This is a genomic window from Halosegnis marinus, from assembly GCF_029338355.1.
GTDB lineage: Archaea > Halobacteriota > Halobacteria > Halobacteriales > Haloarculaceae > Halosegnis > Halosegnis marinus.
In genome coordinates this window covers 754,863-780,772 of record NZ_CP119802.1, presented here as the reverse complement: position 1 = coordinate 780,772, position 25,910 = coordinate 754,863, and the positions used below count along the sequence as shown (strand labels likewise).

Genomic DNA, 25,910 nt, shown 5'->3' with positions numbered 1-25,910 from the left:
GTTCCGGCGACGGCGCGCCGCCGCGTCACTCGGTCGGCGTCGAGACGTTCGAGACCCGCACGTCGGCGACGTACATCGCCGTCCGGCCGCTCGACGACTCGTACCGCTCGACCGTTCCGGCGAAGTCGAACCGCGCCCCCCGTTCGAGCGACTCCTCGGTCTCGAGCCACGCCGTCGCGCCGCCCGCACCGACGAGGTCGCCCTCCGGGGTGACCAGTCCGGCGCGCGTGTAGCCGGACCGGCGCTCGCCGTCCGTCAGCGCGCGCCCGCGGACCGGCTCGTCCGTCGTCTTGTGCGGGTTCTCCGCGAAGTACCGGTACTGGCTCCCGTTCGTTATCAGCCCGTCCTCGCCGGGCGACTCGAACTGCTCGCCCCCGGTCACGTCCGCGTCGGCGACGTAGAGCACCGGCACGTCCTGCACGGTCTCGGCGCTCTCGACCGTCCCCCCGAAGGACATCGCGTCGCCGGGCGAGAACCCGCGGTACGTCCGCAGGAGGAACAGCCGGTCCGTGCGGCCGTCCCCGTCGACCAGCCAGAACGCGTCGTAGCCGGTCTCGGTCGTGCCGGAGTGTTCCCCTTCCGCCCGTATCTCCCGCCCCTGCCACGTCTCGGGGTCGTTCCACACCGTCTCGAAGTCCTCGGCGGAGTCGATGCGCCCCGTGTCGGACAGCGACCCGGCGGTCGCCGTCCCGGGGTCGTCCGTCGCTCCGTTCGCGTCCGTCGCCGTCGCGGTCCCTGTCCCGGTCGGGTCGTCGCCCCCGCCGCTCGCGGTTCCGCCGTCGGAGCTACAGCCGGCCAACAGCGCGGCCCCGACGGCCCCGGCGGAGCCGACGAGCGTTCGCCGCGTCACGAGCGAATCGGTGTCGGTGTTCGTGTCGTTCACACCGCCCGGGAGGTGGGGAAGGGGCAACAGGTCACGCCGCGGCGAAGTTCCCCGAGGGGTGGGATAACGACCGTCCGCCGGGTGCGGTCGGTACGGATGAACAGACGAGTATTCGTCACGACGGTCGGAACGCTCGGCGCCGCCGGACTCGCCGGCTGCATGGGCGGCGACGGGAACGAGGACGGCGACCGCCCCGGCGGGGACGCGGGGACCGCGACGGCGGCCGGCACCGGGACGGCCACGTCGACCCCCGAACCGGAGATAGAGACCACCGAGGGGCCCGCGGAATTCGCCGTCTACGACGCCGCGTGGGCCGAGGGCGAGTCGCTCACGGTCGACGCCGGGAGCCCGGTCGAACTGACCGTCGGTAACCGGGGCGGGGAGCCCGGACGGCTCGGCGGCGAACTCTCCGCCGAGAGCCGCGTCAGCACGGTCGCGGAGCCGCTCGTCGGGGAGCTCTCGTTGCCCGACGAGGAGGTCCCGTCGGGGCAAACGGTGACGGTGACGAGCGAGACGGTGACTCCGCTGTTCGCGGGCGGCTACGACGCTACCGTGCGGACCGACGACGGAACGCTTCCCGTGGCCGACGAGGACGCCGCCGTCCTCGCCGTCGCGCCCCACACCGGGAGCACGGGCGAGACGCTCCCGCTCGGCGGCGACCTCCGGATGCGCGTCTCCGGGGTCGCCTTCGAGGACGCGCTGTACCACCCCGAGACCATCTCCCGCGGCTTCAACTCGGCCGAGCGCTACGGCCTCTACACCACTCTGTCGGACCAGACCTTCGCGGTCGTGGAGGCGACGGTCGAGAACACGGGCAACTCCGCGGCCCGGTTCGAGGGGGACGCGGTCGACTTCGCCGGGGCGGCGGCGCTGTCGCCCGACGCCGAGGTGACGACGCTCGACGGCGAGCCGCTCGCCGGCGCGAACGTGAACCCGGGGAGCCGACGGACCGGCTGGCTGCTGTTCCGCGTCGCCCGCGACGCGGTCCCGGACGCCGCCGTGAACCACTACCGCGACTCGCCGACCGCGGCCGCCGACGCCGTCTGGGACCTCGGGCTGTCGGACGTTCGGTTCCCGAGCTTCGAGCTGACGGACGTGGACGTCCCGGACACCTTCGTCGACGGGAACGGCGAACAGCCGCTCGCGTTCACCGTCGCGAACACCGGGGAGGCCACGGGCACGTTCCGCGGCGCTATCGAGTGGCGGCTGCCGGACGACGACTCGTGGGACGGTCTGCTCGCGGGGAACGACGAACTGGTCGCGCGCATCCCGCCCGGCGAGAGCGCGACCATCCGCACGACGACGACTGCGGACGGCGAGGAGTCGTTCGAGTACCGCTTCCAGCCGTTCGGCGTCACCTTCCTCGTCGAGGCGCCGTAGCGGTACTCCCCGCGGGCCGGGCGAGTGGGAGGGCTTTTGCCCGTCGCCGTCGTCGCGTTCACCCGACGGCGATGACGACAGTTACCCCCTCCGAGCCCCGTGTGACGAGTCGTTAACTCCGAGCCGTCACTCTCCGACGAACGGTCGCCCCCGAACGCGTTCGCGGGTCGGCACGACCGCCGAAACGACCGGGTTCGTCCCGTTCTCCGAAACCGGGACTCGGCGTCCGAGTTTATGCCGCCCGACGCGTTACTCGGGACGTATGTACGACAGCATCCTGCTTTCGACGGACGGCACCGTCGCCTCCGAACGCGCCGAGGCGCACGCGCTCGACCTCGCCGCCGCACACGACGCCGTACTCCACGTCCTCTACGTCGTGGACGAGGCCGTCGTGACGGCCTACAGCGGCGACGAGTACGTCGACGAGGCCGAGGGGCCGGAACACGGCCTGGAGGAACTCGGGGAGGAGGCGCTCGGCGCGCTCCGGGACCGGGCGGCGGCCGCCGGCGTCGACGTCGAGACGGCGATGCGACACGGTCGCCCCGACGAGGCCATCGTCCGCTACGCCGACGACCACGACGCGGACCTGCTCGTGCTCGGGACCAAACACCGCCCGGACGAGTACCGCGCCCTGCTCGGGAGCGTCACCGACCGCGTGCTCAGGCTGACGACCCGCCCGACGACCGTCGTGAAGACCGCCGTCGAGGAGTGACGGCGGCCGCGCGGTGACGGGCGCGCCCTCCCGACGACCGAGCGTCTAGAACTCGCCGCCCGCGGACAGGTCGACGTCGGGCACCTCGTCCGCCGGCTCGAAGCCGAACACCTCGCCGTAGAAGGCGAGCTCCAGCTCGTGGGCGCGGCGGCGGGACCGCGCCCGCCGGAACCCGTGTCGCTCGCCGTCGAACACCACGAGCTCGTGGGGCACGTCGCTCGCGGTCAGCGCCTCGACCATCTCCTCGGCCTGTGACAGCGGCACGACCCGGTCGTCCTCGCCCTGGAGCAACAGCGCCGGCGCGTCGATCTCGTCGGCGTGGTTCACGGGCGACCGGGCGTCGTAGGTGTCCGCGGCTTCGGGATACGGCCCGACGAGGGTGTCGAGGTACCGCGACTCGAACTTGTGGGTCAGCTCGGCGAGCCGCCCGAGGTCGGCGACCCCGTAGTAGCTCGTCCCCGCGGCCACGGCGTCGTGGAACGCGAGCGTCGACAGCGCGACGAACCCGCCGGCGCTCCCGCCCCTGACCGCCACGCGGTCGGGGTCGATACGGCCGCCCTCGGCGAGGTGGGTGGCGGCGTCGATACAGTCCTCGACGTCGGTCACCCCCCAGTTCCCGTACAGCGCCTCGCGGTAGTCGCGCCCGTACCCGGTCGAGCCGCGGTAGTTCACGTCCACGACGGCGACGCCGCGCGACGTGAAGAACTGCTTCCCGAGGTCGAAGGCGGGCCCGGTGGCGCTCGTCGGCCCGCCGTGCGCGAACACGACGGCCGGGGGGCGTTCGTCCCCGGGCGGGTCGACGTCCGGGTTGGTCGGCGGGTAGACGAACGCGTGGGCGGCGGCCCCGTCGCGCGTGGGGACGGTGACGTGCTCCGGCGTGGAGACGTACGCGTCGTCGAGGTCGACGTCGCTACCGGACCGCAGCGTCGTGACGCCCTCGTCCGGCGTCCACCGGACGACCCGCGCCGGCGTCGTCGGGTCGCTGACGACGACGTAGACGGACTCGCCGTCCGTCCGGAGCCGCGGGTTTATGGCCCCGAACGACACGTCGGGGACGCTTCGCGTCCCGTCGGGCGCGAGGAGTTCGAGCGACTGTTCACCCTCGCGGGTGACGACCGTCGCGACGCGCCCGTCGTCGAGGAAGCCGTAGGTGGCGAAGCCGAACTGCCACTGTGGGACGCCGTACTCGGCGGCCTCCTCGCGATACGCCGCCCAGTCGTCGTCGGCACGCCGATACAGGTTCCACCAGCCGGTGCGGTCGGACACCGCGTGCAGCGTGCCGTCGCCGCGCCACGCGGGCTGGAAGACGGACTCCTCGGGGCCGCCCATGACGACTCGCTCGTTCGACAGCGCGCCGTCGTCGTCGACGTCCGCGAGCCGCAGGTGGGTGCCGTCCCACGGCATCCGCGGGTGGTCCCACGTGAGCCACGCGAGCCGCGTGCCGTCCGGCGAGAGCCGCGGAGCGGCGTAGAAGTCGTGACCCGAGGCCACCACCTCGGGGGACTCGCTCCCGTCGGCGGCGAGCCGGACGAGCGTCGTCACCGGCTCGTCGACGGCGTCGTCGGTGGCGGGCGCGTCGTGGTCCTCGCGGACGCAGTAGACGTGGGTCCCGTCGGGGCCGACTTCGAAGTCCGCGTACCGCAATCCGCCCTCCGTCCCCGGCTCGGGCGTGATGGCCTCGGGCTCGCCGTCGCGGGGCTGCCGGTAGACACGTTGGTCGCCGAGCCGTGCGAAGAAGACGGTCCCCTCGCGGACGGCGAAGTCGCCGCCGCCGTACTGGTGGACGAGCGTCCGGACGTCGACGTCGGCCGGCGTGTGGTCCTCGGGGGACCCGCCGTCGTGGCGGACGACGACGCCGCGCCCGTCCTCGTCGGGGCGTTGCTCGCGCCAGTAGACGGTGTCGCCGGCCACGGCGAGGTGTCCGAAGTCGACACCGGCGCCGGCAACCATCTCGGCGGTGACCGGCGACGGCCACGTTCCGTATCGCGCTGTGCGGCGGCTGTTAGTCATTCACACATCAGCTACCCGCAGGGACTCGGCCCCGTTTATTAAAACCGACCCGGGCCGGCGGACGAACGGGCGGGTCGCACAGCTGTTAGCGGGCCGAAACTTGTAGTGGGCCGGCTCCGAGACGGCCGCCATGGGGGAGCTACCGGAGGAACTCCGCCGACGACCGGGGAAAGGGGCCGACGAAATCAAAGCGGCGTACGACGACGAGGAGGCGACCGAATACGACGAGATGTCGTGGGTGAAGCGCCGACTGGCCGCACGCCCGCGGCGGAAGCAGTTCGGCGACGTCGACGGGCGTGTGCTCGACGTCGCGTGTGGCACGGGCCGGACCTTTCGGTACGTCCCCGACACGGCGCGGCTCGTGGGAATCGACCTCAGTGCCGATATGCTCGCTCGGGCCCGGGAGAAAGCGACGGAACTCGGCCGCGACGTCGAGCTGAAACAGATGGACGCCCAGCGGCTCTCCTTCGCGGACGACTCGTTCGACACGGTCGTCTCCTCGCTGTCGACGTGTACGTTTCCCGACCCGCTCGTCGCGCTCGCGGAGATGGGACGGGTGTGCCGACCGGACGGGGAGATACGACTGCTCGAACACCACAAGTGGCAGCGGTGGCCGTTCGGCGAACTGCAGGAACGGGGGGCGGACGACGAGTACCACCGGGTGGGGTGCCGGCTGTACGACGACCCCGCGGCGGTCGTCGAGGAGTCGGCGTTGCGGGTCGAGGAGAGGCGTCGGTGGCGAGTGCCGCCGTTCACCGGCGTCGTCGCGACGCCACCGTGAGCGACCGCGTGGAAACACCTTCCCGCGGATGGCCGGTCACGGCCCGACTCGACCCTGTCGTCACCTCGGCTCCGGGGCGCGCCACGCGAACAGCACCCCGAGACAGCCGAGCGCCGCGTCGACGACGAACCCCGTCTCGAAGCCGGCCGCGTCGACGACGGACCCGCCGAGTATCGGGGCGACGAACGCGCCCGCCAGCCCGACGGCGGTCCGGAACGCGACGGCGGTCGCGACCACGCGCGGGTCGACCACCTCGCGGACGTAGGTGAACGACAGCCCGAGCGTCAGCCGGATCGCGAAGCCGCTGACCAGCAGGGCGGCGACGAGCGCCGGGAGCGTCCCGAGGCGGGGGAAGACGAACAGCAGCGGCGCGTCCCCGTCGGTGTCGCTCGTCGGTGGCATGCGTTCCCGTCCGACCCGTCGCGGGCGACCGTCGGCGGACGCCGGGTCGGGTTCTCGACTCGTTCGGCGGAGACCGACGGCTACGTGTTGACGGTTCCCGGCGGGTCGCCGGTCCCGGTCGCCGCTCGGACGACCCCCGGCCCGGCGCGGCCGCTCGCCGGCGTGAAAGAACGGGAGAGAGAGAGAGAGGTCGTGCGGCGTTACTGCAGGTCGAACCGGTCGGCGGCCATGACCTTGTGCCACGCCTCGACGAAGTCCTCGACGAACTGCTCCTCGGCGTCGTCCGCGGCGTACACCTCGGCGATGGCGCGGAGCCGGGAGTGCGAGCCGAAGACGAGGTCGGCGCGGGTGCCGGTCCACGTCACCTCGCCCGTCTCGCGGTCGCGGCCCTCGAAGCGGGTGCCCTCGTCGTCGACGGCCTCCCACTCGGTCTCCATGCCGACGAGGTTCGCGAAGAAGTCGTTCGTGAGCGTCCCCGGCTCGTCCGTGAACACGCCGTGCTCGGAGTCGTCGTAGTTCGCGTCGAGCACGCGCAGGCCGCCGACGAGCACCGTCATCTCGTCGGGCGTGAGGTCGAGCAGGTCGGCCTTGTCGACGAGCGCCTCCTCGGCGGGGCGGTCGTCGGCGTCGCCCTCGTAGTTGCGGAAGCCGTCGGAGCGGGGCTTTAGCGCCTCGAAGGAGTCGGCGTCCGTCTGCTCCTGCGTGGCGTCGGTGCGGCCCGGCTCGAAGGGGACCTCGACGTCGTAGCCGGCGTCGGCGGCCGCCGCCTCGACGGCCGCGTTGCCGCCGAGCACGATGAGATCCGCGAGCGAGACGCGCACGTCGTCGTCGCGCGAGGCGTCGAACTCCTCCTTGACCTCGCGGTACGTGTCCAGCACGCGCGCGAGCTGTTCGGGCTTGTTGACCTCCCAGTCGCGCTGGGGGCGGAGCCGGACGCGCGCGCCGTTCGCGCCGCCGCGCTTGTCGCTCCCGCGGAACGTCGAGGCCGAGGCCCACGCCGTCTCCACGAGCTCGGTGCGGGTCAGGTCCGTCGCGAGTATCGTCTCCTTCAGCTCGGCTATCTCCTCGTCGCCGACGAGGTCGTGGTCCACGGCGGGGACGGGGTCCTGCCAGTCCATGACCTCGTCCGGCACCTCGGGGCCGAGGAACCGCTCCGGCGGGCCCATGTCACGGTGCGTGAGCTTGTACCACGCCTTCGCGAACGCGATGCCGAACCGCATCGGGTTGTCGCGGAACCCCTCGATTATCTCGCGGTAGTCGGGGTCGCGCTTCAGCGCCACGTCGGTGGTGAGCATCATCGGGGTGGCGCCCTCGTCGCCGTGGGCCGGCTCCGCGCTTCCCTCCAGCGACTCGTCGGTCGGCTTCCACTGCCACGCGCCGCCGGGCCCCTTGTGCGCCTCCCACTCGTAGTCGAGGAGGTTGCTCAGGTAGCCCATGTCCCACTCGGTCGGGGACTGCGTCCACGGCCCCTCGATACCGCTCGTGATCATCTCGCCGCCCTTCACCGGGCCGTCGGTGTCCTCGCGCTCCCAGCCGAAGCCCTGCGACTCCATCGGCGCGGCCTCCGGCTCGGGGCCGAGGTTCTCCGGGTCGCCCGCGCCGTGGACCTTGCCGAAGGTGTGGCCGCCGGCGATGAGCGCCGCGGTCTCCTCGTCGTTCATCGCCATCCGGTCGAACGTCTGCCGGATGCGGTCGGCCGACCACTCGGGGTCCGGGTTCCCCTCCGGGCCCTCGGGGTTGACGTAGATGAGCCCCATGACGGAGGCGCCGAGCGGCGGTTCGAGCCGGTCGTCCTCGTCGAAGCGGTCCCACGTCTCCATCTCCTCCTCGGGACCCCAGTCGACGGCCTCGTCGGGCGCGTAGGCGTCCTCGCGGCCGCCGGCGAAGCCGAACGTCTCGAAGCCCATCGACTCCAGCGCGACGTTACCCGTGAGCACCATCAGGTCCGCCCACGAGAGCTTGCGCCCGTACTTCTTCTTGACGGGCCACAGGAGGCGCCGCGCCTTGTCGAGGTTCGCGTTGTCCGGCCAGCTGTTGAGCGGGGCGAAGCGCTGGCGGCCGCCGCCCGCGCCGCCGCGGCCGTCCACGGTCCGGTACGTGCCGGCGCTGTGCCACGCCATCCGTATCATCAGCGGGCCGTAGTGGCCGTAGTCGGCGGGCCACCAGTCCTGCGAGGTGGTCAGCACGTCCTCGATGTCCTCCTTCACCGCGTCGAGGTCGAGCGACTCGAACGCCTCGCCGTAGTCGAACTCCTCGCCCATCGGGTCCGTCTCCCCCGCGTTCTGGTCGAGCGGGTCCAGTCGGAGCTGCTGTGGCCACCACTCCTCGTTCGTCTTGGACATACCCGGAAGGTTGTCTCTTTGGAGTGTTAAAGTTGTCCAACCGGTAACGGTCGCTTCACACTGCACCAAGCTATTTACGGGATACACGAAGTCCCGCCGGGCGAGACCCGAACGCCCCGTCCGCGCCGCGCCCCGGCGACACAAGCCATATATCGCGACTGAACGAACGTTCGGTCGTGCGCGCAGACGAGATACACCCGCAGGCGACGGCGGCCCTCGAACGACAGGAGCGGTTCCCCATCCCGCACAGCCGGCTCGGCCTGAAGCTCTCGCGGCTGCTCACCCGACCGGCGATGTGGCTGCGGAACCGGAACCCGCCCGCGGTCGGCGAGACGCGCGCCCTCTCGATACCCACGCCCGCGGGCGACCGGCCCGCCCGCCTGTATCTCCCCGAGGGGGATGGACCGTTACCGACGGTCGTCTTCTTCCACGGCGGCGGCTTCGTCCTCGGGAGCCTCGACACCCACGACCGGCTGTGCCGCGTGTTGACCCGGGAGAGCGGCTGCGGCGTCCTCTCGGTCGACTACCGGCTCGCGCCCGAACACCCGTTCCCCGCCGCGGTCGAGGACGCGTACGCGGCAGTCGAGTGGGCGGCCGCGACCCCCGAGGCGGTGGCGGGGACCGGCGACCTCGCCGTCGCGGGCGACTCGGCCGGCGGCACCCTCGCGGCCGTCGCGGCGCTGATGGCCGCCGAGCGGGACGGCCCCGACCTCGCGTATCAGGCGCTCCTCTACCCCGGCGTCGGCGTCGACCCCGAACAGGACTCCGTCCGCGAGAACGACGGTATCGTCCTCACGCGCGCGGACCTCGCGTGGTTCCGCGAGTGCTACTACGGGAGCGACGTGCACACGCGCAACCCCTACGCCGACCCGACGAACGCGGCCGACCTCTCGGGGGTCGCGCCGGCGACGGTCGTCACGGCGGGCTTCGACCCGCTCCACGACGGGGGCAAGGCGTACGCCGAGAAGCTCGTCGCGGACGGCGTCGGGACGCGCTACGTGAACTACGACGACATGGTCCACGGGTTCGCCACGATGCCCGGCGTCGACCGCGCCGACGAGGCGCTCGCCGATCTCGCCGGTGACCTCGCGGGCGCGTTCGGCGCGGACTGAGGCCGGCCCCGGGTCCGCTCGCCGGAACCGTTTTCCCGCGTCCCCGAGGGGAACGGACGATGAAGGTCACGGACGCGACCGACGCGTGTGGTCGGGTACTGGGGGAAGTGGGGAGCGCAGTCATCGCGGACGACGAGTTCCTCGAAACCGTCCTCGCGGGGGTGCTCGCGGACGGCCACGTGCTGCTGGAGGACGTGCCGGGGACGGGCAAGACGCTCACGGCCCGCTCGTTCGCCGACGCGCTCGGCCTCGACTTCCGCCGTATCCAGTTCACGCCCGACCTCCTGCCCGCCGACATCACCGGCTCGACCATCTACGACGAGTCCACGGGGGGGTTCACCTTCCAGCGCGGGCCGATATTCGCGAACGTGGTGCTCGCCGACGAGATAAACCGCGCGCCGCCGAAGACGCAGGCGGCTCTCCTCGAAGCGATGGGGGAGGGACAGGTGACGGTGGACCGCGAGACGTACGACCTGCCCGACCCGTTCTTCGTCATCGCGACGCAGAACCCCGTCGAGCAGGAGGGGACCTTCCGGCTGCCGGAGGCCCAGCGCGACCGCTTCATGTTCAAGACCGAGATGGGCTATCCGGACCGGGCCGGCGAGCGCCGCCTGCTCGACCTGCGGGCCGACCGCACCGTCTCCGCGCCCTCGGTCGGCCGCGTGCTCGACGAGGGCACCGTCTCGGGGATGCAGGCGGCCGTCGAGACGGTCGACGTCGAGGGGAAGCTCCGCGACTACATCGTGGACCTCGCGCGCGCCACCCGCGAGGACTCCCGCGTCCGCGTCGGCGTCTCGCCGCGCGGCATCCAGCGGACGTTCGAGGCGGTCCGGGCCGCCGCGGTCCTCGCGGGCCGCGACTACGCCGTTCCGGACGACGTGAAGCGGGTCGTCCGCCCGGTGTTCGCCCACCGGCTCGTCCTCACCACGGAGGCGTCGGTCGGCGACGTCGACCCGCACGACGTGGCCGAGGCGGTCCTCGACCGGGTGACCGTCCCGCCCGGGGCCGAGTAGTCACCGCGCCCACAACAGCAGCACCAGCGTCCCCGCACAGCCGAGCGTCAGCGTCAGCGGCATCGCCGCCGGGAGCGCCGTGACGACGCCCCCGAGCGCGACGCGGCTCGCCGCCAGCGCCGCACCCGCCGCCAGCACCGCGACGACTGCGGCCGCCCCGCCGCGCACCAGTTCCACGGGGTAGGTCGTCCCGGCGCGGCCGACCTCGCGCCCGAGCGTCCGGGCGTGTCGGCCGAGGTCCGCGACGGCGAGGCCCGCGCCCGTCGCCCCGACGACGAGCGCGAGCGGCAGGTCCACGGCGGCCCCGAACGCCGCGGCGCCGACGACACCCGCCCCGGCGAGCGTGCTGCCGGCCGTCGCGGACGCGAGCAGGCCCGTGCGCAGGAGGAAGTACACCCCGGTCGCGACGGTCGCCGTGGCGACGAACGCGACGCCGACGAGCAGCGTGGCGACGATGCCGGGGCCGTAGAAGGCGACGACGCCCGTCGCGAGCTCCGTGAAGACGTCCTCGAACCCCGAGAGCCGCGTCGCCACCGCGGGTATCGCCGCGTCGAGCGCGGGGCCGGCGACCGCCGAAGCGACCGGGACGGCACCGAGGCCGACGAGCCACGGCACGGCGGGCAGGAACGCCTCGCCCGACCTCCCGCGCACGACGCGGCGCAGGCCGGCGACGACCAGCCGGACGACGACGGCGAGCGCGACGAGGCCGACGGCGAGCGCGCGGAGGGGACCGCTCAGCGCCGCGGCGTACGCGAGGTCGGTCGTCGCGGGGCCGGCGAGGTCCGCGAGCGCCCGCCGCGACAGCGCGATGTCGGCGACGGCCACGAGCGGGAAGAGGGCGAACACGGCCCCGAGGAGGACCTGTCCCAACAGCCGCTCGACGCGGTCGACCGTTGCGCGGAGCCGCTCCGTCTCGGGCCCGGCCGCGAGTTCCGTTATCGGAAGCGAGCGGACGATGCTGCGGGCCGCGGCGACGGCGAGCGTCGCCACCAGGGCGAACGTGGCGAGCGCGACCTCGCCGGCCAGCCGCCCGACACCCTCCGTCGCGGCGACCGGGTCCGGCGGCGAGAGCAGCACGGTGGCCGCCGCGTCGAGGCCGGCCGCGACGAGCGTGAACGGGTCGAACGTCGGCTGTACCTCCGGCGAGGCGAGCACCGCGAGCGCCGCGCCGCCCAGCCCGACGGCGAGCGGAACGGCCGCGAGCTTCCCGGTGACGCCGACCGAGCGGCGGACGTTCCCCGTCTCCAGCGGCCGGCCCTGCGCACACGCGCCGAGGACGGCGAGGAAGCCGCAGCCGACGAGCGCCGTCGTCGCCGCGATGCGGAGCGTCGGCGTCACGATGTCGGCGGGGGTCGGCGCCGGGAACGCCGTCGCGTACTGGACCAGTACCGTCGCGGCGAGCGCGCCCGCGAGACAGAGGCCGACGGGGACGAACAGCACGCTCCCGACGAGGGCCCCGACGACCCGGTAGCGTTCGCGCCCGACGGCCCACAGCGCGCCGGCGAACGACGCCGCGCCGACGACGCCGACGGCCGCCGGGGCCAGGAGGTCCGCGGCCGCGGCCAGCACGGCGACCGCGGCGACGGCGACGAGCGCGACGAGCGCCGTCGTCAGCCGCGGCGGCTCCCAGTTCCGGCTCGGGGGACCGTCCCCGGCGCTCATCGGCTCAACACCTCGCGAACCGAGGTTTCGAGGCTGGCCCGCAGCGGTCGGTCGCGGTCCCAGTCCACCGTGTCGGCCCCGAGCAGGCGCACCGCGCGCAGGCGGAGGCGGCGTTCGAGCGCCGCCACCTCGCCGCCCGGCGTCGAGTCGCCGGTGCCGTCCGGACTGACGACGGTGAGCGGGTGGCCCGCGACGGTCAGCCGCCGGGCCAGCGTCGTCGGCCAGTCGTCCGCGAGCGGCGTGACGAACACGACGTGGGTGTTCGGGCGCAGGCGGCCGAGTACGCGCCCGACCGCCGCGTCGTCGCGTATCGCCCGCTGGGCCGTCGTGTCGGTGGCCGCACCCGCGGCCTCGGCCCGCTCGAAGACGGCGGTCGGGTCGCGCGGGTCGCGGTCGTCCACCCACGCCAGCCCGTCGCCGGCGTGGCCCTCGGGGAGGTACCCGTTCGGGAGGCCGACGGCGGCCGCGCCCGCGACGTGGCCCCCGCTCCGGAGCGCGTCGTACAGCACCCGCCCGGCGTACGCCGCGGCCTCCCCGCCCGTCGGGTAGCCCGGTTCGGGGACGGTCCGCGTCTCCGGGCGCGCGTCCACGAGGACGAGCAGTCGCAGCGCGTGCTCCTCGCGGTACTCGACGGTGGCGAGTTCGCCCGTCTTCGCCAGCCGCCGCCAGTCCAGCCGCGAGAGCGCGTCGCCGTGGCGGTACTCGCGGACGGAGCGGAACTCGATGCCCTGCCCGCTCCGGTCCGTCGTCAGCGTGCCGGCCTGCAGGCGCGCGGCCTCCGGCCGGGGCGGCGCGGCCGTCCCCCGCGATTCGAGCGCCGTCGCGCCCGCGACCGGCAGGGTCGCCGTCGCCGGGTCGTCGCCGACGGTCGGGCGCAGGCGCACGGTCGGGTCGCCGAACGCGAAGTCGCCCCGCTTCGCGACCACCTCGTAGGACACCTCGGCGCTCCCGTCGACCGGGAGCGCGACCGCGGCCCGGGGGGAGCCCTCGACCACCGCGAGCGCGTCGGGGACGCCGTCGACGACCCGCACGTCGGCGAGCGCGCTCTCCCCCTCGTTCGAAAGCGAGAGCGTCACCGTCACGCGGTCGCCGGGTGTCGGGGAGGCGGGCGACAGCGACCGCTCGACGGCTATCGCGGGCGAGGCCGGCACCGCGCTCGCGGCGTCCGCGACGACGTACGCGAGCGGGACGACGGCGGCGACGAGCGCGGTCGGCGAGGCGAACAGGACGCCGACGCCGGCGAACAGTAGCACCGACGCGAGCGCCACGCGGCGGGTCACGGCGCACCCCCGTCGGCGCGCTCGCGGACGGCCGCGACCGTCGCGGCCACCCGCCGGCGGCGCTCGGTCTCGGGGTCGAGCCACAGCCGGAGCCGCGCAACCACCGAGTAGGTGAGTTCCGGGCCGCCGAGGAAGGCGGCCGCGGTCCGGTCGTCGGTCCACGCGCCGGCGGTCACGGCCTCGCGGGCCGCCGGCACCGGGTCGCCCGTCTCCGCGGCGTGGACGCGCGCCGCCAGTTCCGCGAGGCGGTCGCGCGTCGCCTCGATACCCCGTTCGACGCCCCGCTCCGCCCTGTCGAGGTCCTCGTCGAACCCCGAGCCGGTCCTGGTCGCCTCGTCGGCGGTGACGGCCTCCGGCGGCCGCTCGCGCAGGCGGTCGAACCGGTCGTCGTCGGTCGCGGCGCTCCGGGTGAACGCGACCAGCAGCGCGAGCAGGGCGCCGAGCGCGACCGCCGCCCCGACGCCCACGGTCGTCGGGTCGAGGGTCGCGGCCGCCTCGACCAGCTCGCTCCCGGTGGGGAGCGCCGCGGCGAGTTCGGGGCGGGCGACGAGTACGACCGTCCCGGCGAGCGCCGCGACGACGAGCCCCCCGACGACCTGTTGCCACCGGCTCAGGGCCATCAGTCGTCACCCCCCGCGGGCGCGGGGCCGTCGGGCGCGCCGTCGCGGTCCTCGCGGTCCTCGCCGTCCGGTTCGGCGAGCGCGGCCTCCAGCGCGGCGAGCGCCTCGTCGGCCCGCGCGAGGTGCTCGTCCGGGTCGAGCGACCCGTACTCCACGGCCCGGAAGGCGTCCCGGAGCGTGCGGACGTGGTCGGCGGGGAGGCCGTCGGTCTCCACGGCGTGCGTCGCGATCTCGCCGGGCGTGCGGGTCTCGGGCCGGCGAACGGTCGTCAGCGCGACGAAGCGGCCCCACACCTCCCGCAGGGTGAGTTGGCTCTCGGGGGTCGGTTCGGCGGCGCCCGCGGCCGTCGCGGCCCCGTCGCCCGTCACGGCCGCGTAGCGGTCCTCGGCGCGGGTGCGGAGGCCGACGAACCACGCGCGCAGACGGGCGACGAACGCGGCGAGCAGTTCGGGAAGGGTCCGCCGGCGTTCGAGCAGGTCGGCGAGCGCCGCCCGGAGGTCGCGCGCCGCGGCGACGACGCGCCGCCACGCCGCCGCAAGCGCCGTGCCGATGCCGACGACGACGCCCGCGACGGTCCGGACGACCCACCCGAGGGCGGCCCGGAGGCGCGCGAGCAGGCTCCGCGGGCCCGTCCCGGTGCGGCGGGCGGCGACGGCGAGGCCGGCGACGACGAGGGCCGCGCCGGCGGCGACGAGCGCGGTGTTCCGGTAGAGGTTCGTCACCGTGACGGTCGCGCGCTGGCCGTACCGCTCGGCGACGGCCGTCGCCTCGCTCCCGAGCGGGAGCGTCAGCGTGGCGTTGCCGTCGGGACCGGTCCGGACCGTCGCGCCGCCGACCGTGACGGGGACGCCCGCGGCCGGGTCGTCGCCGAGTCGCGCCGTCGTCCGGACCGGCGAGAAGGGCAGCGCGAGCGGCCACACCGGCTCGGCCTCGACCCGGAGCCGCGGCAGGTCGAGCGTCGCGTTCGCCGCGAACTCCCCGCGCCGGACGGTGTACGTGACGGTGCCGGGTTCCGCGGGCAGCGTCACCGCCGCGCGACCGTTCGTTCCGGTCGTCGCCACCGCCGTGCCGTTGCGCGAGACGGTCGCGTTCCGGACGGGAACGCCCTCTATCGTCGCCGTGAACACCACCTCGGCCGTCGTGCGCTCCTCCCCGGAGACGGCGACCGCGAGCGTCCCGTTCACCGCCACCGTCGTCGTCGTGTTCTCCTGTGCGAACCGGGGCGGCGGCACCGACCGCTGCCGGTCGCCGTCGGGCGGCGGTATCGACTCCGCGGCCACCCGCTCGCCGTCCACGACGACCGTTATCTCCAGCGTCCGGGTGTACGGCACCTCCGCCACCACCTCGCCGTCGGCGTCGGTCCGCCCGACCGGCTCGCCGTCGAACAGGACGCGCGCGTCCGGCACGGGACTCCCGCCGCGCGTCACGGTCACGGTGACCGTCGTTCCCGGCACCGCGCTCCGATTGAGCGACACCTCGACCGGCGGACGGGGCGTGGGTGTCGGCGTGGGTGTGGGTGTCGGGGTCGCTGTCGGCGTCGGCGTGCTCGTGTCGTCGTCGGGCGTGTCGGTCGGTGTGGGCGTGGGTGTCGGGGTGGGTGTCGGCGTCGGGGTGGGTGTCGGTGTCGGCGTACTCGTTCCGTCGTCCGGCGCGTCCGTCGGCGTCGGGGTCGCGGTGCCGTCGGTTTCTTCGGCGAGCGCCGCGGACTCGGCCGCCAGTCGTTCGCTCGCGGGCGTCGGGTCGAAGCGGACCCAGCCGACGTCGGGGAAGTACACCTCGACCCACGCGTGGGCGTTCATCCCCCGGACGGTGTACTCCCCGTCCCCCGTCGCTTCCCCGCCGGTGTAGCCGACGACGTAGCGTGCGGGGATGTCCTGCGTCCGGAGCATCGCGGTCATGGACGTGGCGAAGTACTCGCAGTAGCCGGCCTCCATGTCGAGGACGAACTGCGAGGCGACGTCGTCGCTCGGCGGGGATTCGACGTTCAGCGAGTACTCCTTGTTCCGTTCGAGCCACGCCTCTATCGCGACAGCCGTCTCGTACGGCGAGTCGGCGTCGGCCGTGAGGTTCGCGGTGAACGCGCCCAGCCGCTCGCGCGTGTCGTCGGGTAGCTGAGTGTAGCGCTCGGCGACCGCGTCGGGGTAGTCGCGCCCGGCGCTCCGCAACACCTCTGGGCGGCTCTCCGGGACGACGCTGACGCCCGTGAACGTCGTCCCCGAGGGGAGTTGCTGTTCGGCGCGAACCGCGCCCGACCGCACCGTGAGGTCGGGGTCGCGCGCGACGAACGAGACGCTCCGGGGTCGCCACGCGGTCGGTACGCCCGTGGTTGACTGTCGGAGGGTGACCCGGTACTCCAGTTCCTCGCCGGCGCGCGCCGGCCGGTCCAGCGGCGGGTCGTACGGCTCGGCCCCTTCGACCTGTTCCCAGCCCTCGCCGGTGTATCCGCCGTACGCGCCGGTGCGCCAGTACGTCGTCCGCGACGCCTCGACGACGAAGTGCGTATCCCCGCCGAGCGTCTGGAACGGGTTCGTCGCGTTCTCCTCCGCGAGCGACCCGCCGACGTCCGTGGACGCGCCGGGGTTGAGTGCCCCGAGTTCACCGGTCGTCCCGTCGCTGTCACCGCCGTTGTCGGGTGTCGCGGTTCCGTCACCGCTGCCGTCCGGCGTTGCCGTTCCGTCACCGCCGTTGTCGGGTGTCGTCGTTCCGTCACCGCCGTCCGGTGTTGCCGTTCCGTCACCGCCGCCGTCCGGTGTCGCGGTTCCGCCGGGTGTCGCCGTCGCCGTGACGTCACCGGCCCCACCGAGACCGGGCGTCGGTGTGGGGCCGCCGTCGCCGCCTTCACCGCCGCTCCCGTCGCCGCTCCCCCCGCCGAGCGCCGCGGACTCGGCCGCTATCCGTTCGCTCGCGGGTGTCGGGTCGAAGCGGACCCAGCCGACGTCGGGGAAGTACACCTCGACCCACGCGTGGGCGTTCATCCCCCGAACCGTGTACTCGTTCTCCCCGGTGCGCTCGCCGCCGGTGTAGCCGACGACGTAGCGTGCGGGGATGTCCTGCGTCCGGAGCATCGCGGTCATGGACGTGGCGAAGTACTCGCAGTAGCCCTCGTCCATCTCGAGGACGAACTGCGAGGCGACGTCGTCGTTCGGCGGGGACTCGACGTTCAGCGAGTATTCCTTGTTCCGTTCGAGCCACGCCTCTATCGCGACAGCCGTCTCGTACGGCGACGAGGCGTTCGACGTGAGGTTCGCGGTGAACGCGCCGAGTCGGTCGGAGGTATCCTCCGGCAGTTGGGTGTAGCGCTCGGCGATCGCGTCGGGGTAGTCGCGCCCCGCGCTCCGCAACACCTCGGGCCGGCGATCGGGGACGACGCTAACGCCCGCGAACGTCGTGCCGGCCTGGAGTCGGCGCTCGGCGCGAACCGCGCCCGACCGCACCGTGAGGTCGGGGTCGCGCGCGACGAACGAGACGCTCCGGGGTCGCCACGCCGTCGGCACCGCGCTCGCCGACTGCCGGAGCGTCACCCGGTACTCCAGTTCCCTGCCGGGGAGCCCCGGCTCCTCTATCGGCGGGTCGTACGGCTCGGCGTCGCCGATGCGCTCCCAGCCCTCGCCGGTGTACTCGGCGTACGCGCCGGTGCGCCAGTACGTCGTCCGCGACGCCTCCACGACGAAGTGCGTCTCGCTACCGAGCGTCCGGAAGGGGTTCGTCGCGTTCTCCTCCGCGAGCGACCCCCCGACGCCCGTGGACGCGCCGGGGTTGAGCGCCCCGAGGCCGCTCCCGCTCGTCGGGCCGCTCGCCCCGCCGCTTCCGGTCGAGCCGGGAGCCCCCCGTGCACCTTCGGCGTCGCCCGCGAACCCCGGAATCGGCACGAGGCCGCCGGCGGGCGACTCCCCGAGGCCGCCGCTCGACAGCAGCGGCACCATCGCCGCGGCGACGACGAGCGCGACGATACAGGCGACGGTCAGGAGGACGCGCCCGTACTCGCGCCCGCCGGTCGACCCGAACGGCGACTCCTCGCTCACGGGTCGCCCGGCGCGGCCGCCGTCCCCCCGTCACACCGCCCCCCGGACTCGGTCACAGTTACCGGGTGGTGTCGCGACTGCGATAAGAAACTTTGCGTGCGCGGCGGCCGAAGAGCTAAGATCGAACCGGGACACGGACCGACGATGAGTGTCTGGCGGGAGGCCGTCCGTGCCGAACTATCGCGCTTCCGGGCGCGAACCGGCCGCGACACCGTGACGAGGGGCGAACTGCTCCGACAGTCGTTGGACGACCTCGAAGCGCGGTTTCCCGGCTCGGAGACGCCGGAACAGAGCCTAAGCCGGACGCTTCAGGAACTCCGCGACCGCGACGAGATCGAGTTCCGCGGCGACGGCGAGTACGCGATCACGGAGCTCGCCGCGCCGTTCGAGCGCGGCACGACGTACACCCGGAGCCGACTCCACGACGCGTACGGCGGGATGCGCCAGTCCGGCATCGCCCCCTCGGCCGACTACCCGTTCGTGTTTCTCTTCTACGGCGCGGCGGGCGAGCAGTACGGCTACGACGACGGCTTCCGCGGGGACACCTTCGTCTACACCGGGGAGGGACAGGTCGGCGACATGGAGATGACGCACGGCAACCGCGTGGTGCGCGATCACGCCGAGGACGGGCGACGGCTCTACCTGTTCGAGAACGCCGACGGCGGCGAGGTGACGTTCGTCGGCGAGTACGAGTACGGCGACCACTTCCGGCAGGAGATGGACGACGCGAACGGCGACCGACGCGAGGCCGTTCGCTTCGAACTCGTCCCCGCGGGCGCGTCGGGGGTTCCCGACGACGCGCCGGAGTTCGACGACGCGGACCTGACGGACCTGTACGAGCACGCCACGGGTGGCGAAACGACCGGCGGGCCGACGACCACGCGGAGCACTAGCTACGCTCGATCCGAGTCGGTCCGCGAGTTCGCCCGCGCCTACGCCGACGGGGTGTGTGAGGGATGTGACGAGCCGGCCCCCTTCCGCGACGGGGACGGCGAGCCGTATCTGGAGGTCCACCACCTCCACCGGCGGGCTGACGGGGGCGCGGACGACCCGGGAAACGTCGTCGCGCTGTGCCCGAACTGTCACCGCCGACGCCACCACGGTGCCGACGGCGACACGTTCAACGAGGAACTGAAGGCGTACGCCGAGGACCGACCGTACTGACAGAAGCAGCCGCGAGCGGAGCGAGCGGTTCACGGCTCGCCTCGGGCGAGCCGTAGGGCGCACGGACGGGAGCGCGCCGGAGGCGCGCGGAGGGAGTACGCCCGCATATTTTCCACCAGGTTTTGCCGGGGGTGAACGCCCGTAGGGCGTGAACCTCCGAGGAAAAAGTGGGTGTTCTAGAGCACCTGCCGCTGGCAGGAGCCGCAGAGGTTCTGCTCCTTCACGTCCACCTCGCGGACGGTCGGCGAGAAGTTCATCACGCAGCGGTTGTTGTCGCAGTGTTCCAGCCCGACGGTGTGGCCGATCTCGTGGACGACCTCCTTGCGGACGCGGTCGGCGAACACGTCGGCCGCGGACTTGTTGGCGATACCGCCGTCCGAGGAGGTCTGGAGGCGGTGGGTGGAGACGACGGAGCCGTTGCCAGACAGGTACGCGAGCCCGAAGACGTAGTTCCGGCGGCGGTAGTAGAGGTCGTTCGGCGTGACGGCGATGTTCTTCTCGCCGGAGCCGACGCGGGAGGCGAGCTCGATGAACTCCTCCGCGCGGTACTGCTTGCGCGAGGCGTCGTAGGCGTTCTCGGGGACCTCCTGTGCCTCGTGTATCGTCACCTCGCAGTCGTAGACCGACCGCAGCCCCGACGACGCCTCCCGCTTTACCACGGCGGGGACGTCGCCCACCGGAACGATATCGACGTGCATACGAAACCGTTAGGCGAGGCGGGTGGTAAGGGTTCCGCCGTGACCGACCGTCGCCGGGCGCTCGCCGACGCCCTCGCCGCCTTAGCCCCCGAACGCGCCGTCGAGGTGGGGGTGGGTCGCCGGCCGGACGTGGCCGCGGCCCTCGCCGAGCGGGGGCGCGCCGTGACCGCGACGGACGTGGTCGCGCGCGACGTGCCAGAGGGGGTCGCGTTCGTCCGCGACGACGCCACCGACCCCGACCCGGCCGTCTACGCGGAGGCCGACCTCGTGTACGCGCTGAACTGTCCGCCGGAGCTCCAGCGCCCGCTCGTCGCGATAGCCGAGCGCGCCGGCGCGGCGTGGGCGTTCACGACCCTCGGGGCCGACCCGGCCGTGGTCGAGGCCGCGCCGCGAACCCTGCCGGGAGACACGCTGTTTACGGTCCCCGACCGGGTACCCCGCGTATGACCATCCGGGCCGACGCCGTGGTGCTCGACATCGACGGCGTGCTCGTGGACGTGGCCGACTCCTACCGGCGGGCCATCGTGGACGCCGTCGAGCGCGTTCACGGCGACACCATCGAGCGCGACGACGTGCAGGCGTTCAAGGACGCCGGCGGCTTCAACAACGACTGGGAGCTCACCTACGCGGCCGCGCTGTACGTGCTCGCGCGCCGCGTCGGCTTCCCGCTCTCGCTCGACACCTTCACGGACAAGGTCGGGGCCTCCGGCGGGGGGCTCGCGGGCGCCGAGACCGTCGTCGCGGACCACCTCGACCCCCACGACCGCGAGACGGTGTACGACGCGTGGGACCGCGAGCGCCTGCACGCGGTGTTCCAGCAGCTCTACCTCGGGAGCGACCGCTACCGCGACCTGGAGGGCGCGGAGCCGGACATCGACGCGGACGGCTACATCGAGGACGAGCCGCTGCTGCTCGACCCCGACGCCCGCGACGACCTGCTCGCGCGCTTCGACGTGGGCGTCGTCACGGGCCGGCCCGCCGCCGAGGCCGACATCGCGCTCGACCGCGTCGGGCTCGACCTCCCCGACGAGCGCCGCTTCACGATGGACGACTGGGAGGAGGGGAAGCCCCACCCCCGCGCGCTCGTGACGCTCGCCGAGCGGTTCGGCGCGGACTCGGTCGTCTTCGTCGGGGACACCCTCGACGACATCGAGACGGCGGTCAACGCCGCCGAGGCCGACCCGGAACGCGACTACCACGGGGTCGGGGTCCTGACGGGCGGGCTGACGGGCGCGTCGGGCCGTGAGAAGTACGAGGCGGCGGGCGCGACCGCGGTCATCGACTCGGTGAACGACCTCCCCGACCTCGTCGAGTGACTAGTCGAACAACACCGGCTCGACGGCGTCAACGACGGTCCTGACGGGCGCGTCCGGCTGGAGCGCGATGTAGAGGCCCTCCTCCTCGACGACGACGCGGAGCAGCGTCAGGTCGTCCATGTACGTGACGCTGGCGCGGACGCGGCCCGCGTTGGGCAACAGCGTCCCCTCGTACACCTCCTTCTCGAGGATGTCCATGTTGAGGTGCGACAGCACCTCGTCGTAGTGCTCCCGGAGGTGGGCCTCGTCGCGGTAGAGCGCGAGTACGTCGTCGGAGACGTACAGTATCTCGAAGTCGTCGGTCGTGAACGCCGAGACGGAGGCGACCCCGTCGCCGGCCGCCTCGCGCACCGCCGCCGTCGCCGCGTCGCCGTCGAACGAGACGAGCGTCGAGGCTCCCGTGAGTGGCATACGCCACCCATACCCACTGGGGGCAAAAGCCCGTCGCCGGGGTCCAAGGGTATATGCCCGGCGACGGGGATAGACGGACCATGAGCGGGGGTACGCCGGTCACGGAGGTCGCGGACGCGCGCAACGTCCTGTTACTCGGCCCGTCGGTAAACGACGACGTGGACGCGGCCTGCCGCGACCTGCTCCCGGCCGCCTCCGGCACCTACGTCATCGCGGTGAACTTCTCGCCGACGCCGTCGACGTGGCTCGACCGCTACGCCGCGACCGGGGCCGACCCGGCCGGCCTCGTTCTCGTCACGACGAACCCCGCGGGCATCGACGCCGACGACTACCCGTGGCCGCTCGCGGTGGAGGGTATCTCGACACCCGGTGACCTCACCGGCGTCGGGATGGTCGTCAGCAAGTACCTCGAACGGTGGCACGGGGCCGACGAGGTGGTGCTGTGTTTCGACTCGCTCACGGCGCTGCTCCAGTACGAGGAGCCGCAGAACGTCTACCGGTTCCTCCACATCATCTCGACGCGGCTCGCCGGGGCGGGCGCGCGGGCGCACTTCCACCTCGACCCGGCGACGCAGGACGACAAGGTCGTCTCGACGCTCCGCTCGCCGTTCGACGCCGTCGCCGAGTACGACGACGGCTGGCGGGTCGCCCGGCGCTGAGCGGCAAGCCCCTCCGGTCGCGCAACCCTCATGGCGGCCCCGACCGACCCACGAGTATGCGAATCGCGTTGCTCGGCGGCACCGGCGACATCGGACAGGGGCTCGCGCTCCGGTGGGCCCACGACTCGGACCACGAGGTCGTCCTCGGCTCGCGCGACCCGGAACGCGCGCGGGAGAAGGCCGAGGAGTACGAGACGGAACTCGCCTCGCTCGGCCGCGAGCGGAAGGTCACCGGCTTCGCCAACGGGATGGCCGCGGACCGCGCCGACGTGGTCGTCCTCGCCGTCCCCGCCTACCACCTCACGGACACGGTCGAGGCCGTCGCGGACGGCTTGGACGAGAACACCGTCCTCGTCACGCCCGCGGTCGGAATGAAGCGCGACGACGACGGCTTCCACTACAACCCCCCGCCGGGCGGCTCCGTCGCGGCGCTGGCGGCCGAGGCCGCCCCCGAGGGCGTCCCGGTGGTCGGCGCGTACCACAACCTCGCGGCCGGGCGGCTGGCCGACCTCGAAACTGACCTCGACTGGGACACGCCCGTCTTCGGCGACGACGAGGACGCCAAGGAGACGGTCGTCCGTCTGACCGAGGACATCGAGGGGCTGCGCCCGCTCGACGCCGGCGGCCTCGCCAACGCCGCCGAGGTGGAGTCGCTCACGCCGCTCCTGATAAACCTCGCGAGCGAGAACGACGGCCTCCACGACCTCGGCGTGAAGTTCCAGTAGCCCCGGGAAACCGCGGCGCTTTCCTTCTCCTCCCTTCTGCCCCTATCCGTGTCACGGACGCTTCCCGCGACGGCGCGCGTCGTCGCCCTTCTCTCCGGGCTCGCGGCCGTCGCGTGGGCCACGGGCCGGCCGTTCGTCTTCCCGAGCCTCGGCCCCTCGGCGTACGCGCTCGCCGTGAACCCCGACGCGGCGACGAACACGCCCCGGCGCGTGCTCGGGGGCCACGCTATCGGCGTCGCGGCCGGCTTCCTCGCCTACCACGCGCTCGCGGGCGGCGCGGTCCTCACCGAGTCGCTCGCGCCGCTGTCGGCCGCCGGCGCGGGGCTGGCGCTCTCGTCGCTCGCCGCCGTCGCGCTCACGACCGCCGGGATGCTGGCGACCGACCTCCGGCACGCCCCGGCGTGTGCGACGACGCTCATCGTCGCGCTCGGCCTGCTCGCGACGCCCGTCGAGGCCGGCATCGTCGTCGTCGCCGTCCTCGCGCTCGTGACCGTCGACGCCCTGCTCCCGCGTCAGGAGTCGTCGAACGGGAGTTCGAGCTCGTAGCCGACGGCCTCGACGGCCGCGTCGAGCGCCTCGTCGACGCCCTCGCCCGTCTCGACGCTCATGTAGCGGTCGGCCTCGACGTCCCGCGAGCGGTCGGCCTTGTTGCAGACGGTGATGACGGGCACGTCGCGGTCGCCGAACAGCTCGACCACCTCGTCGCGGAGTTCGAGCTGGGAGTCGAGCGGGTAGCCGCAGTCGCCGCTCGCGTCGAGGAGGAAGAGGACGGCGTCCGCGAGGTGCGTCAGCGCCGAGACGGCCTGCGATTCGATGGCGTTGCGCTCCTCGGCGGGGCGGTCGAGCACGCCCGGGGTGTCCACGAGCTGGTAGCGGATGCGCTCGCGCTCGAAGTGGCCGACGCGCAGCTGCTTGGTCGTGAACGGGTACGTCGCCACCTCGTTCGAGGCGCGCGTGACGCGGTTCACGAACGAGGACTTCCCGACGTTCGGGTAGCCCGCGACGACGATGGTCGGTTCGTCGGCGCGGATGTCGGGCAGCGTCTTCAGCTCCTCGCGGGCGTCCGCGATGGCGAGCAGGTCGTCGGCGACGGACTCGGTGATGTCGGCGTAGCGCGCGAACGCCTGCTTGCGGAGCTTCCGGGCGGTGTCGGGGTCTGCGTTGCGTATCCGGCCGTGGTACTCCTTCTTGATGGACTCGACCTGGCGGGAGGCCCACATCACCTCGTTGAGGTGCTGGCGGAGCGTGTCCACGTTCAGGTCCTCGCGGCGCACGATGGCGTCCGCGAGCTCGCGGTAGAAGGGGTCCACCTCGTCGAAGTCGGGCCACGAGGTGACGACGTTGCCGAGGTTGTCCGAGAGGATGTTGCCGGCGGTCTGCAGCATCGACTCCTGGGCCTCCACGCCCTGCTTGGCGCGGCCCGCGCGGGCGGCCCGCGAGAACGCCTTGTCGACGAGCTCCTCCGACCGGGGGGTCGTGGGGAGCGACTCGAAGATAGTCATTACCCCGGCTTGTCCGCCGAGGCGTAAAAGCCCGTCCGTCCGGTCGTGAGCCGCCGTGTGTCGGCGTTTCACGGTCGGAGAGGTTTTTGTTCCGTCCGGCCGAACGACCCGCCATGACGGAGATAGCTCCCGACGACCTGTTGCCGAACGACCGCGTGACGGAGGCCGTGGCCGAGGGCCGCGTCACGCAGCTGACACGCGGCGCCTCGAACCGCTACGCCGAGGCCGGCGACACGTTCGCGCTCGACGGCGACACCTTCGAGGTGACGGAGGTGGAGGAGCGGAAGCTCGGGGACATGACCGACGGCGACGCCGAGCGCGAGGGGTCGCCCTCGCTCGACGCGTACAAGGCCCGGATGAAGCGCGCCCACCCCGGCGGCTTCGAGTGGGACGACGACGCCGACGTGCTGACGTACCGGTTCGAGCGGGTGTCCGCCTAGGTCGGCCCCGACCTACCCGCGCCGCTCGGCGAGTTCCGCGAGCAGGTCGTCGAGGTCCATGTCCTTCATCGACAGCAGCACGAGCAGGTGGTAGACGAGGTCGGCGCTCTCGGCGGCCAGTTCCTCGCGGTTCCCGTCCTTCGCGGCGAGAATCGTCTCGGTCGCCTCCTCGCCGAGCTTCTCCAGCACGTAGTTCTCGCCCTTCTCGTGGGTGAACAGCGTCGTCGTGTAGGAGTCGTCGGGGAGGTCGGCCTTGCGCGACTCCACGACCGCGAACAGCTCCGCGAGCACGTCCTCGGACTCCTCACTCATCGGTCACGACCTCCCGGATGTCGTACAGTTCCTCGAACTCGTCGGGGAGCTCCTTGCCGGCCTCGTACACCTCGCGCGCGACCGAGATGGGGGCGTTCGTCCGGGCCGCGAGCGCCAGCGCGTCGGAGGGCCGGGCGTCCACGACCGTCGCCTCGCGGGGGGTGTCGAGGTGCAGGTCCGCGATGTAGGTCCCCTCGCGGAGCTCCGTTATCTCGACGCGCTCGACGCGGCCGCCGAGTTCCTCCATCACGTCGAGCAGCAGGTCGTGGGTGAGCGGCCGGCCGATGTCCTCGGCGTCCAGCCCGCGGCGGATGGCCATCGCCTCGTCGAAGCCGACGAACACCGGGAGCAGGTCGTCGTCGTCCTCGACGCCCACGAGCACCACGGGGACGGTGCCGGATGGCGTGTTCGCCACTTTCACGCCGTCGATGAAGGCGTCCATGGCCGAGCGACGGGGCCGGCAG

Annotated in this window: 25 protein-coding genes; 12 read left to right on the top strand and 13 right to left on the bottom strand. The window is 73.1% G+C overall.

All coding sequences use genetic code 11. From position 1 onward, the window contains the following. Positions 1 to 25: 25 nt before the first annotated feature. Positions 26 to 883: a hypothetical protein gene (locus tag P2T37_RS04480; protein ID WP_276235575.1), complete on the bottom strand. Its 858-nt coding sequence runs from the start codon at positions 881 to 883 to the stop codon at positions 26 to 28. A 96-nt stretch (positions 884 to 979) separates the two neighbouring features. Here P2T37_RS04480 and P2T37_RS04475 point away from each other — a divergent pair, with 96 nt between their 5' ends. Together P2T37_RS04475 and P2T37_RS04470 are read left to right on the top strand one after the other, a co-directional pair. Then, positions 980 to 2,263 carry a DUF4352 domain-containing protein gene (locus P2T37_RS04475; RefSeq protein WP_276235574.1) on the top strand — a complete coding sequence of 428 codons (1,284 nt, stop codon included), beginning with the start codon at positions 980 to 982 and terminating at the stop codon, positions 2,261 to 2,263. Between the two features lie 262 nt (positions 2,264 to 2,525). Continuing rightward, complete coding sequence (locus P2T37_RS04470; protein WP_276235573.1) at positions 2,526 to 2,975, top strand: universal stress protein; 450 nt, start codon at positions 2,526 to 2,528, stop codon at positions 2,973 to 2,975. A 45-nt stretch (positions 2,976 to 3,020) separates the two neighbouring features. On the opposite strand, the gene P2T37_RS04465 is transcribed toward P2T37_RS04470, so the two are convergent. After that, complete coding sequence (locus tag P2T37_RS04465; protein WP_276235572.1) at positions 3,021 to 4,925, bottom strand: S9 family peptidase; 1,905 nt, start codon at positions 4,923 to 4,925, stop codon at positions 3,021 to 3,023. A gap of 190 nt (positions 4,926 to 5,115) precedes the next feature. On the opposite strand from P2T37_RS04465, the gene P2T37_RS04460 reads away from it, so the two are divergent. Further along, positions 5,116 to 5,766: a class I SAM-dependent methyltransferase gene (locus P2T37_RS04460; protein WP_276235571.1), complete on the top strand. Its 651-nt coding sequence runs from the start codon at positions 5,116 to 5,118 to the stop codon at positions 5,764 to 5,766. Positions 5,767 to 5,826: 60 nt separating this feature from the next. Here the strand turns inward: P2T37_RS04460 and P2T37_RS04455 are convergent, their stop codons facing one another. Both P2T37_RS04455 and katG read right to left on the bottom strand, forming a co-directional pair. Next, complete coding sequence (locus P2T37_RS04455) at positions 5,827 to 6,168, bottom strand: MFS transporter (protein WP_382210810.1); 342 nt, start codon at positions 6,166 to 6,168, stop codon at positions 5,827 to 5,829. Positions 6,169 to 6,368: 200 nt separating this feature from the next. Continuing rightward, on the bottom strand, positions 6,369 to 8,510 hold the full coding sequence (gene katG, locus P2T37_RS04450; RefSeq protein ID WP_276235570.1) for a catalase/peroxidase HPI: 2,142 nt from the start codon (positions 8,508 to 8,510) through the stop codon (positions 6,369 to 6,371). 176 nt (positions 8,511 to 8,686) lie between these two features. Here katG and P2T37_RS04445 point away from each other — a divergent pair, with 176 nt between their 5' ends. Then, positions 8,687 to 9,622 carry an alpha/beta hydrolase gene (locus P2T37_RS04445; protein WP_276235569.1) on the top strand — a complete coding sequence of 312 codons (936 nt, stop codon included), beginning with the start codon at positions 8,687 to 8,689 and terminating at the stop codon, positions 9,620 to 9,622. 59 nt (positions 9,623 to 9,681) lie between these two features. Beyond that, positions 9,682 to 10,635 carry an AAA family ATPase gene (locus tag P2T37_RS04440; RefSeq protein WP_276235568.1) on the top strand — a complete coding sequence of 318 codons (954 nt, stop codon included), beginning with the start codon at positions 9,682 to 9,684 and terminating at the stop codon, positions 10,633 to 10,635. Here the strand turns inward: P2T37_RS04440 and P2T37_RS04435 are convergent, their stop codons facing one another. From P2T37_RS04435 to P2T37_RS04420, 4 genes are read right to left on the bottom strand one after another with little or no spacing between them, the layout of a single operon-like run. After that, positions 10,636 to 12,297, bottom strand: a complete 1,662-nt coding sequence (locus P2T37_RS04435) for a hypothetical protein (RefSeq protein ID WP_276235567.1) — start codon at positions 12,295 to 12,297, stop codon at positions 10,636 to 10,638. Continuing rightward, positions 12,294 to 13,577 (bottom strand): DUF58 domain-containing protein, encoded by a 1,284-nt coding sequence (locus tag P2T37_RS04430; protein ID WP_276235566.1) that lies wholly within the window; start codon positions 13,575 to 13,577, stop codon positions 12,294 to 12,296. Before P2T37_RS04430 ends, P2T37_RS04435 begins: the two co-directional genes overlap by 4 nt. Continuing rightward, positions 13,574 to 14,197: a DUF7269 family protein gene (locus P2T37_RS04425; protein ID WP_276235565.1), complete on the bottom strand. Its 624-nt coding sequence runs from the start codon at positions 14,195 to 14,197 to the stop codon at positions 13,574 to 13,576. Before P2T37_RS04425 ends, P2T37_RS04430 begins: the two co-directional genes overlap by 4 nt. Further along, a complete protein-coding gene (locus tag P2T37_RS04420) occupies positions 14,197 to 18,219 on the bottom strand; it encodes a transglutaminase domain-containing protein (RefSeq protein ID WP_276235564.1) in 4,023 nt (1,340 codons plus the stop codon). Before P2T37_RS04420 ends, P2T37_RS04425 begins: the two co-directional genes overlap by 1 nt. Before the next feature lie 144 nt (positions 18,220 to 18,363). On the opposite strand from P2T37_RS04420, the gene P2T37_RS04415 reads away from it, so the two are divergent. After that, complete coding sequence (locus P2T37_RS04415) at positions 18,364 to 19,383, top strand: HNH endonuclease (RefSeq protein WP_276235563.1); 1,020 nt, start codon at positions 18,364 to 18,366, stop codon at positions 19,381 to 19,383. A 176-nt stretch (positions 19,384 to 19,559) separates the two neighbouring features. Here the strand turns inward: P2T37_RS04415 and P2T37_RS04410 are convergent, their stop codons facing one another. After that, positions 19,560 to 20,081, bottom strand: coding sequence for an archaemetzincin family Zn-dependent metalloprotease (locus P2T37_RS04410; protein ID WP_276235562.1), 522 nt, complete (start codon positions 20,079 to 20,081; stop codon positions 19,560 to 19,562). A gap of 39 nt (positions 20,082 to 20,120) precedes the next feature. Between P2T37_RS04410 and P2T37_RS04405 the strand changes: the two genes are divergently transcribed. Together P2T37_RS04405 and P2T37_RS04400 are read left to right on the top strand one after the other, a co-directional pair. Then, positions 20,121 to 20,528, top strand: a complete 408-nt coding sequence (locus P2T37_RS04405; protein WP_276235561.1) for a UPF0146 family protein — start codon at positions 20,121 to 20,123, stop codon at positions 20,526 to 20,528. 2 nt (positions 20,529 to 20,530) lie between these two features. Next, a complete protein-coding gene (locus P2T37_RS04400) occupies positions 20,531 to 21,397 on the top strand; it encodes a TIGR01548 family HAD-type hydrolase (protein ID WP_276236211.1) in 867 nt (288 codons plus the stop codon). Here the strand turns inward: P2T37_RS04400 and P2T37_RS04395 are convergent, their stop codons facing one another. Further along, positions 21,398 to 21,808 (bottom strand): DUF7522 family protein, encoded by a 411-nt coding sequence (locus P2T37_RS04395; RefSeq protein WP_276235560.1) that lies wholly within the window; start codon positions 21,806 to 21,808, stop codon positions 21,398 to 21,400. A gap of 80 nt (positions 21,809 to 21,888) precedes the next feature. Between P2T37_RS04395 and P2T37_RS04390 the strand changes: the two genes are divergently transcribed. From P2T37_RS04390 to P2T37_RS04380, 3 genes are read left to right on the top strand one after another with little or no spacing between them, the layout of a single operon-like run. Continuing rightward, a complete protein-coding gene (locus tag P2T37_RS04390) occupies positions 21,889 to 22,467 on the top strand; it encodes a DUF7504 family protein (RefSeq protein ID WP_276235559.1) in 579 nt (192 codons plus the stop codon). 56 nt (positions 22,468 to 22,523) lie between these two features. Beyond that, positions 22,524 to 23,192, top strand: a complete 669-nt coding sequence (npdG, locus tag P2T37_RS04385; protein WP_276235558.1) for an NADPH-dependent F420 reductase — start codon at positions 22,524 to 22,526, stop codon at positions 23,190 to 23,192. Between the two features lie 48 nt (positions 23,193 to 23,240). After that, entirely contained in the window at positions 23,241 to 23,738 is a 498-nt protein-coding gene (locus P2T37_RS04380) for an HPP family protein (protein WP_276235557.1), read from the top strand. On the opposite strand, the gene P2T37_RS04375 is transcribed toward P2T37_RS04380, so the two are convergent. After that, entirely contained in the window at positions 23,705 to 24,694 is a 990-nt protein-coding gene (locus tag P2T37_RS04375; protein ID WP_276235556.1) for an NOG1 family protein, read from the bottom strand. The two genes, P2T37_RS04380 and P2T37_RS04375, sit on opposite strands and share 34 nt — an antisense overlap. Before the next feature lie 113 nt (positions 24,695 to 24,807). Here P2T37_RS04375 and P2T37_RS04370 point away from each other — a divergent pair, with 113 nt between their 5' ends. Next, positions 24,808 to 25,134, top strand: coding sequence for an ASCH domain-containing protein (locus P2T37_RS04370; RefSeq protein ID WP_276235555.1), 327 nt, complete (start codon positions 24,808 to 24,810; stop codon positions 25,132 to 25,134). 12 nt (positions 25,135 to 25,146) lie between these two features. Here the strand turns inward: P2T37_RS04370 and hisE are convergent, their stop codons facing one another. Together hisE and P2T37_RS04360 are read right to left on the bottom strand one after the other, a co-directional pair. After that, the gene (gene hisE / locus P2T37_RS04365) at positions 25,147 to 25,446 is read right to left on the bottom strand and encodes a phosphoribosyl-ATP diphosphatase (RefSeq protein ID WP_276235554.1); all 300 of its coding nucleotides are present in this window, start codon (positions 25,444 to 25,446) and stop codon (positions 25,147 to 25,149) included. Continuing rightward, complete coding sequence (locus tag P2T37_RS04360) at positions 25,439 to 25,888, bottom strand: bifunctional nuclease family protein (RefSeq protein WP_276235553.1); 450 nt, start codon at positions 25,886 to 25,888, stop codon at positions 25,439 to 25,441. The genes hisE and P2T37_RS04360 overlap by 8 nt, the downstream gene beginning before the upstream one ends. Positions 25,889 to 25,910: the final 22 nt, after the last annotated feature.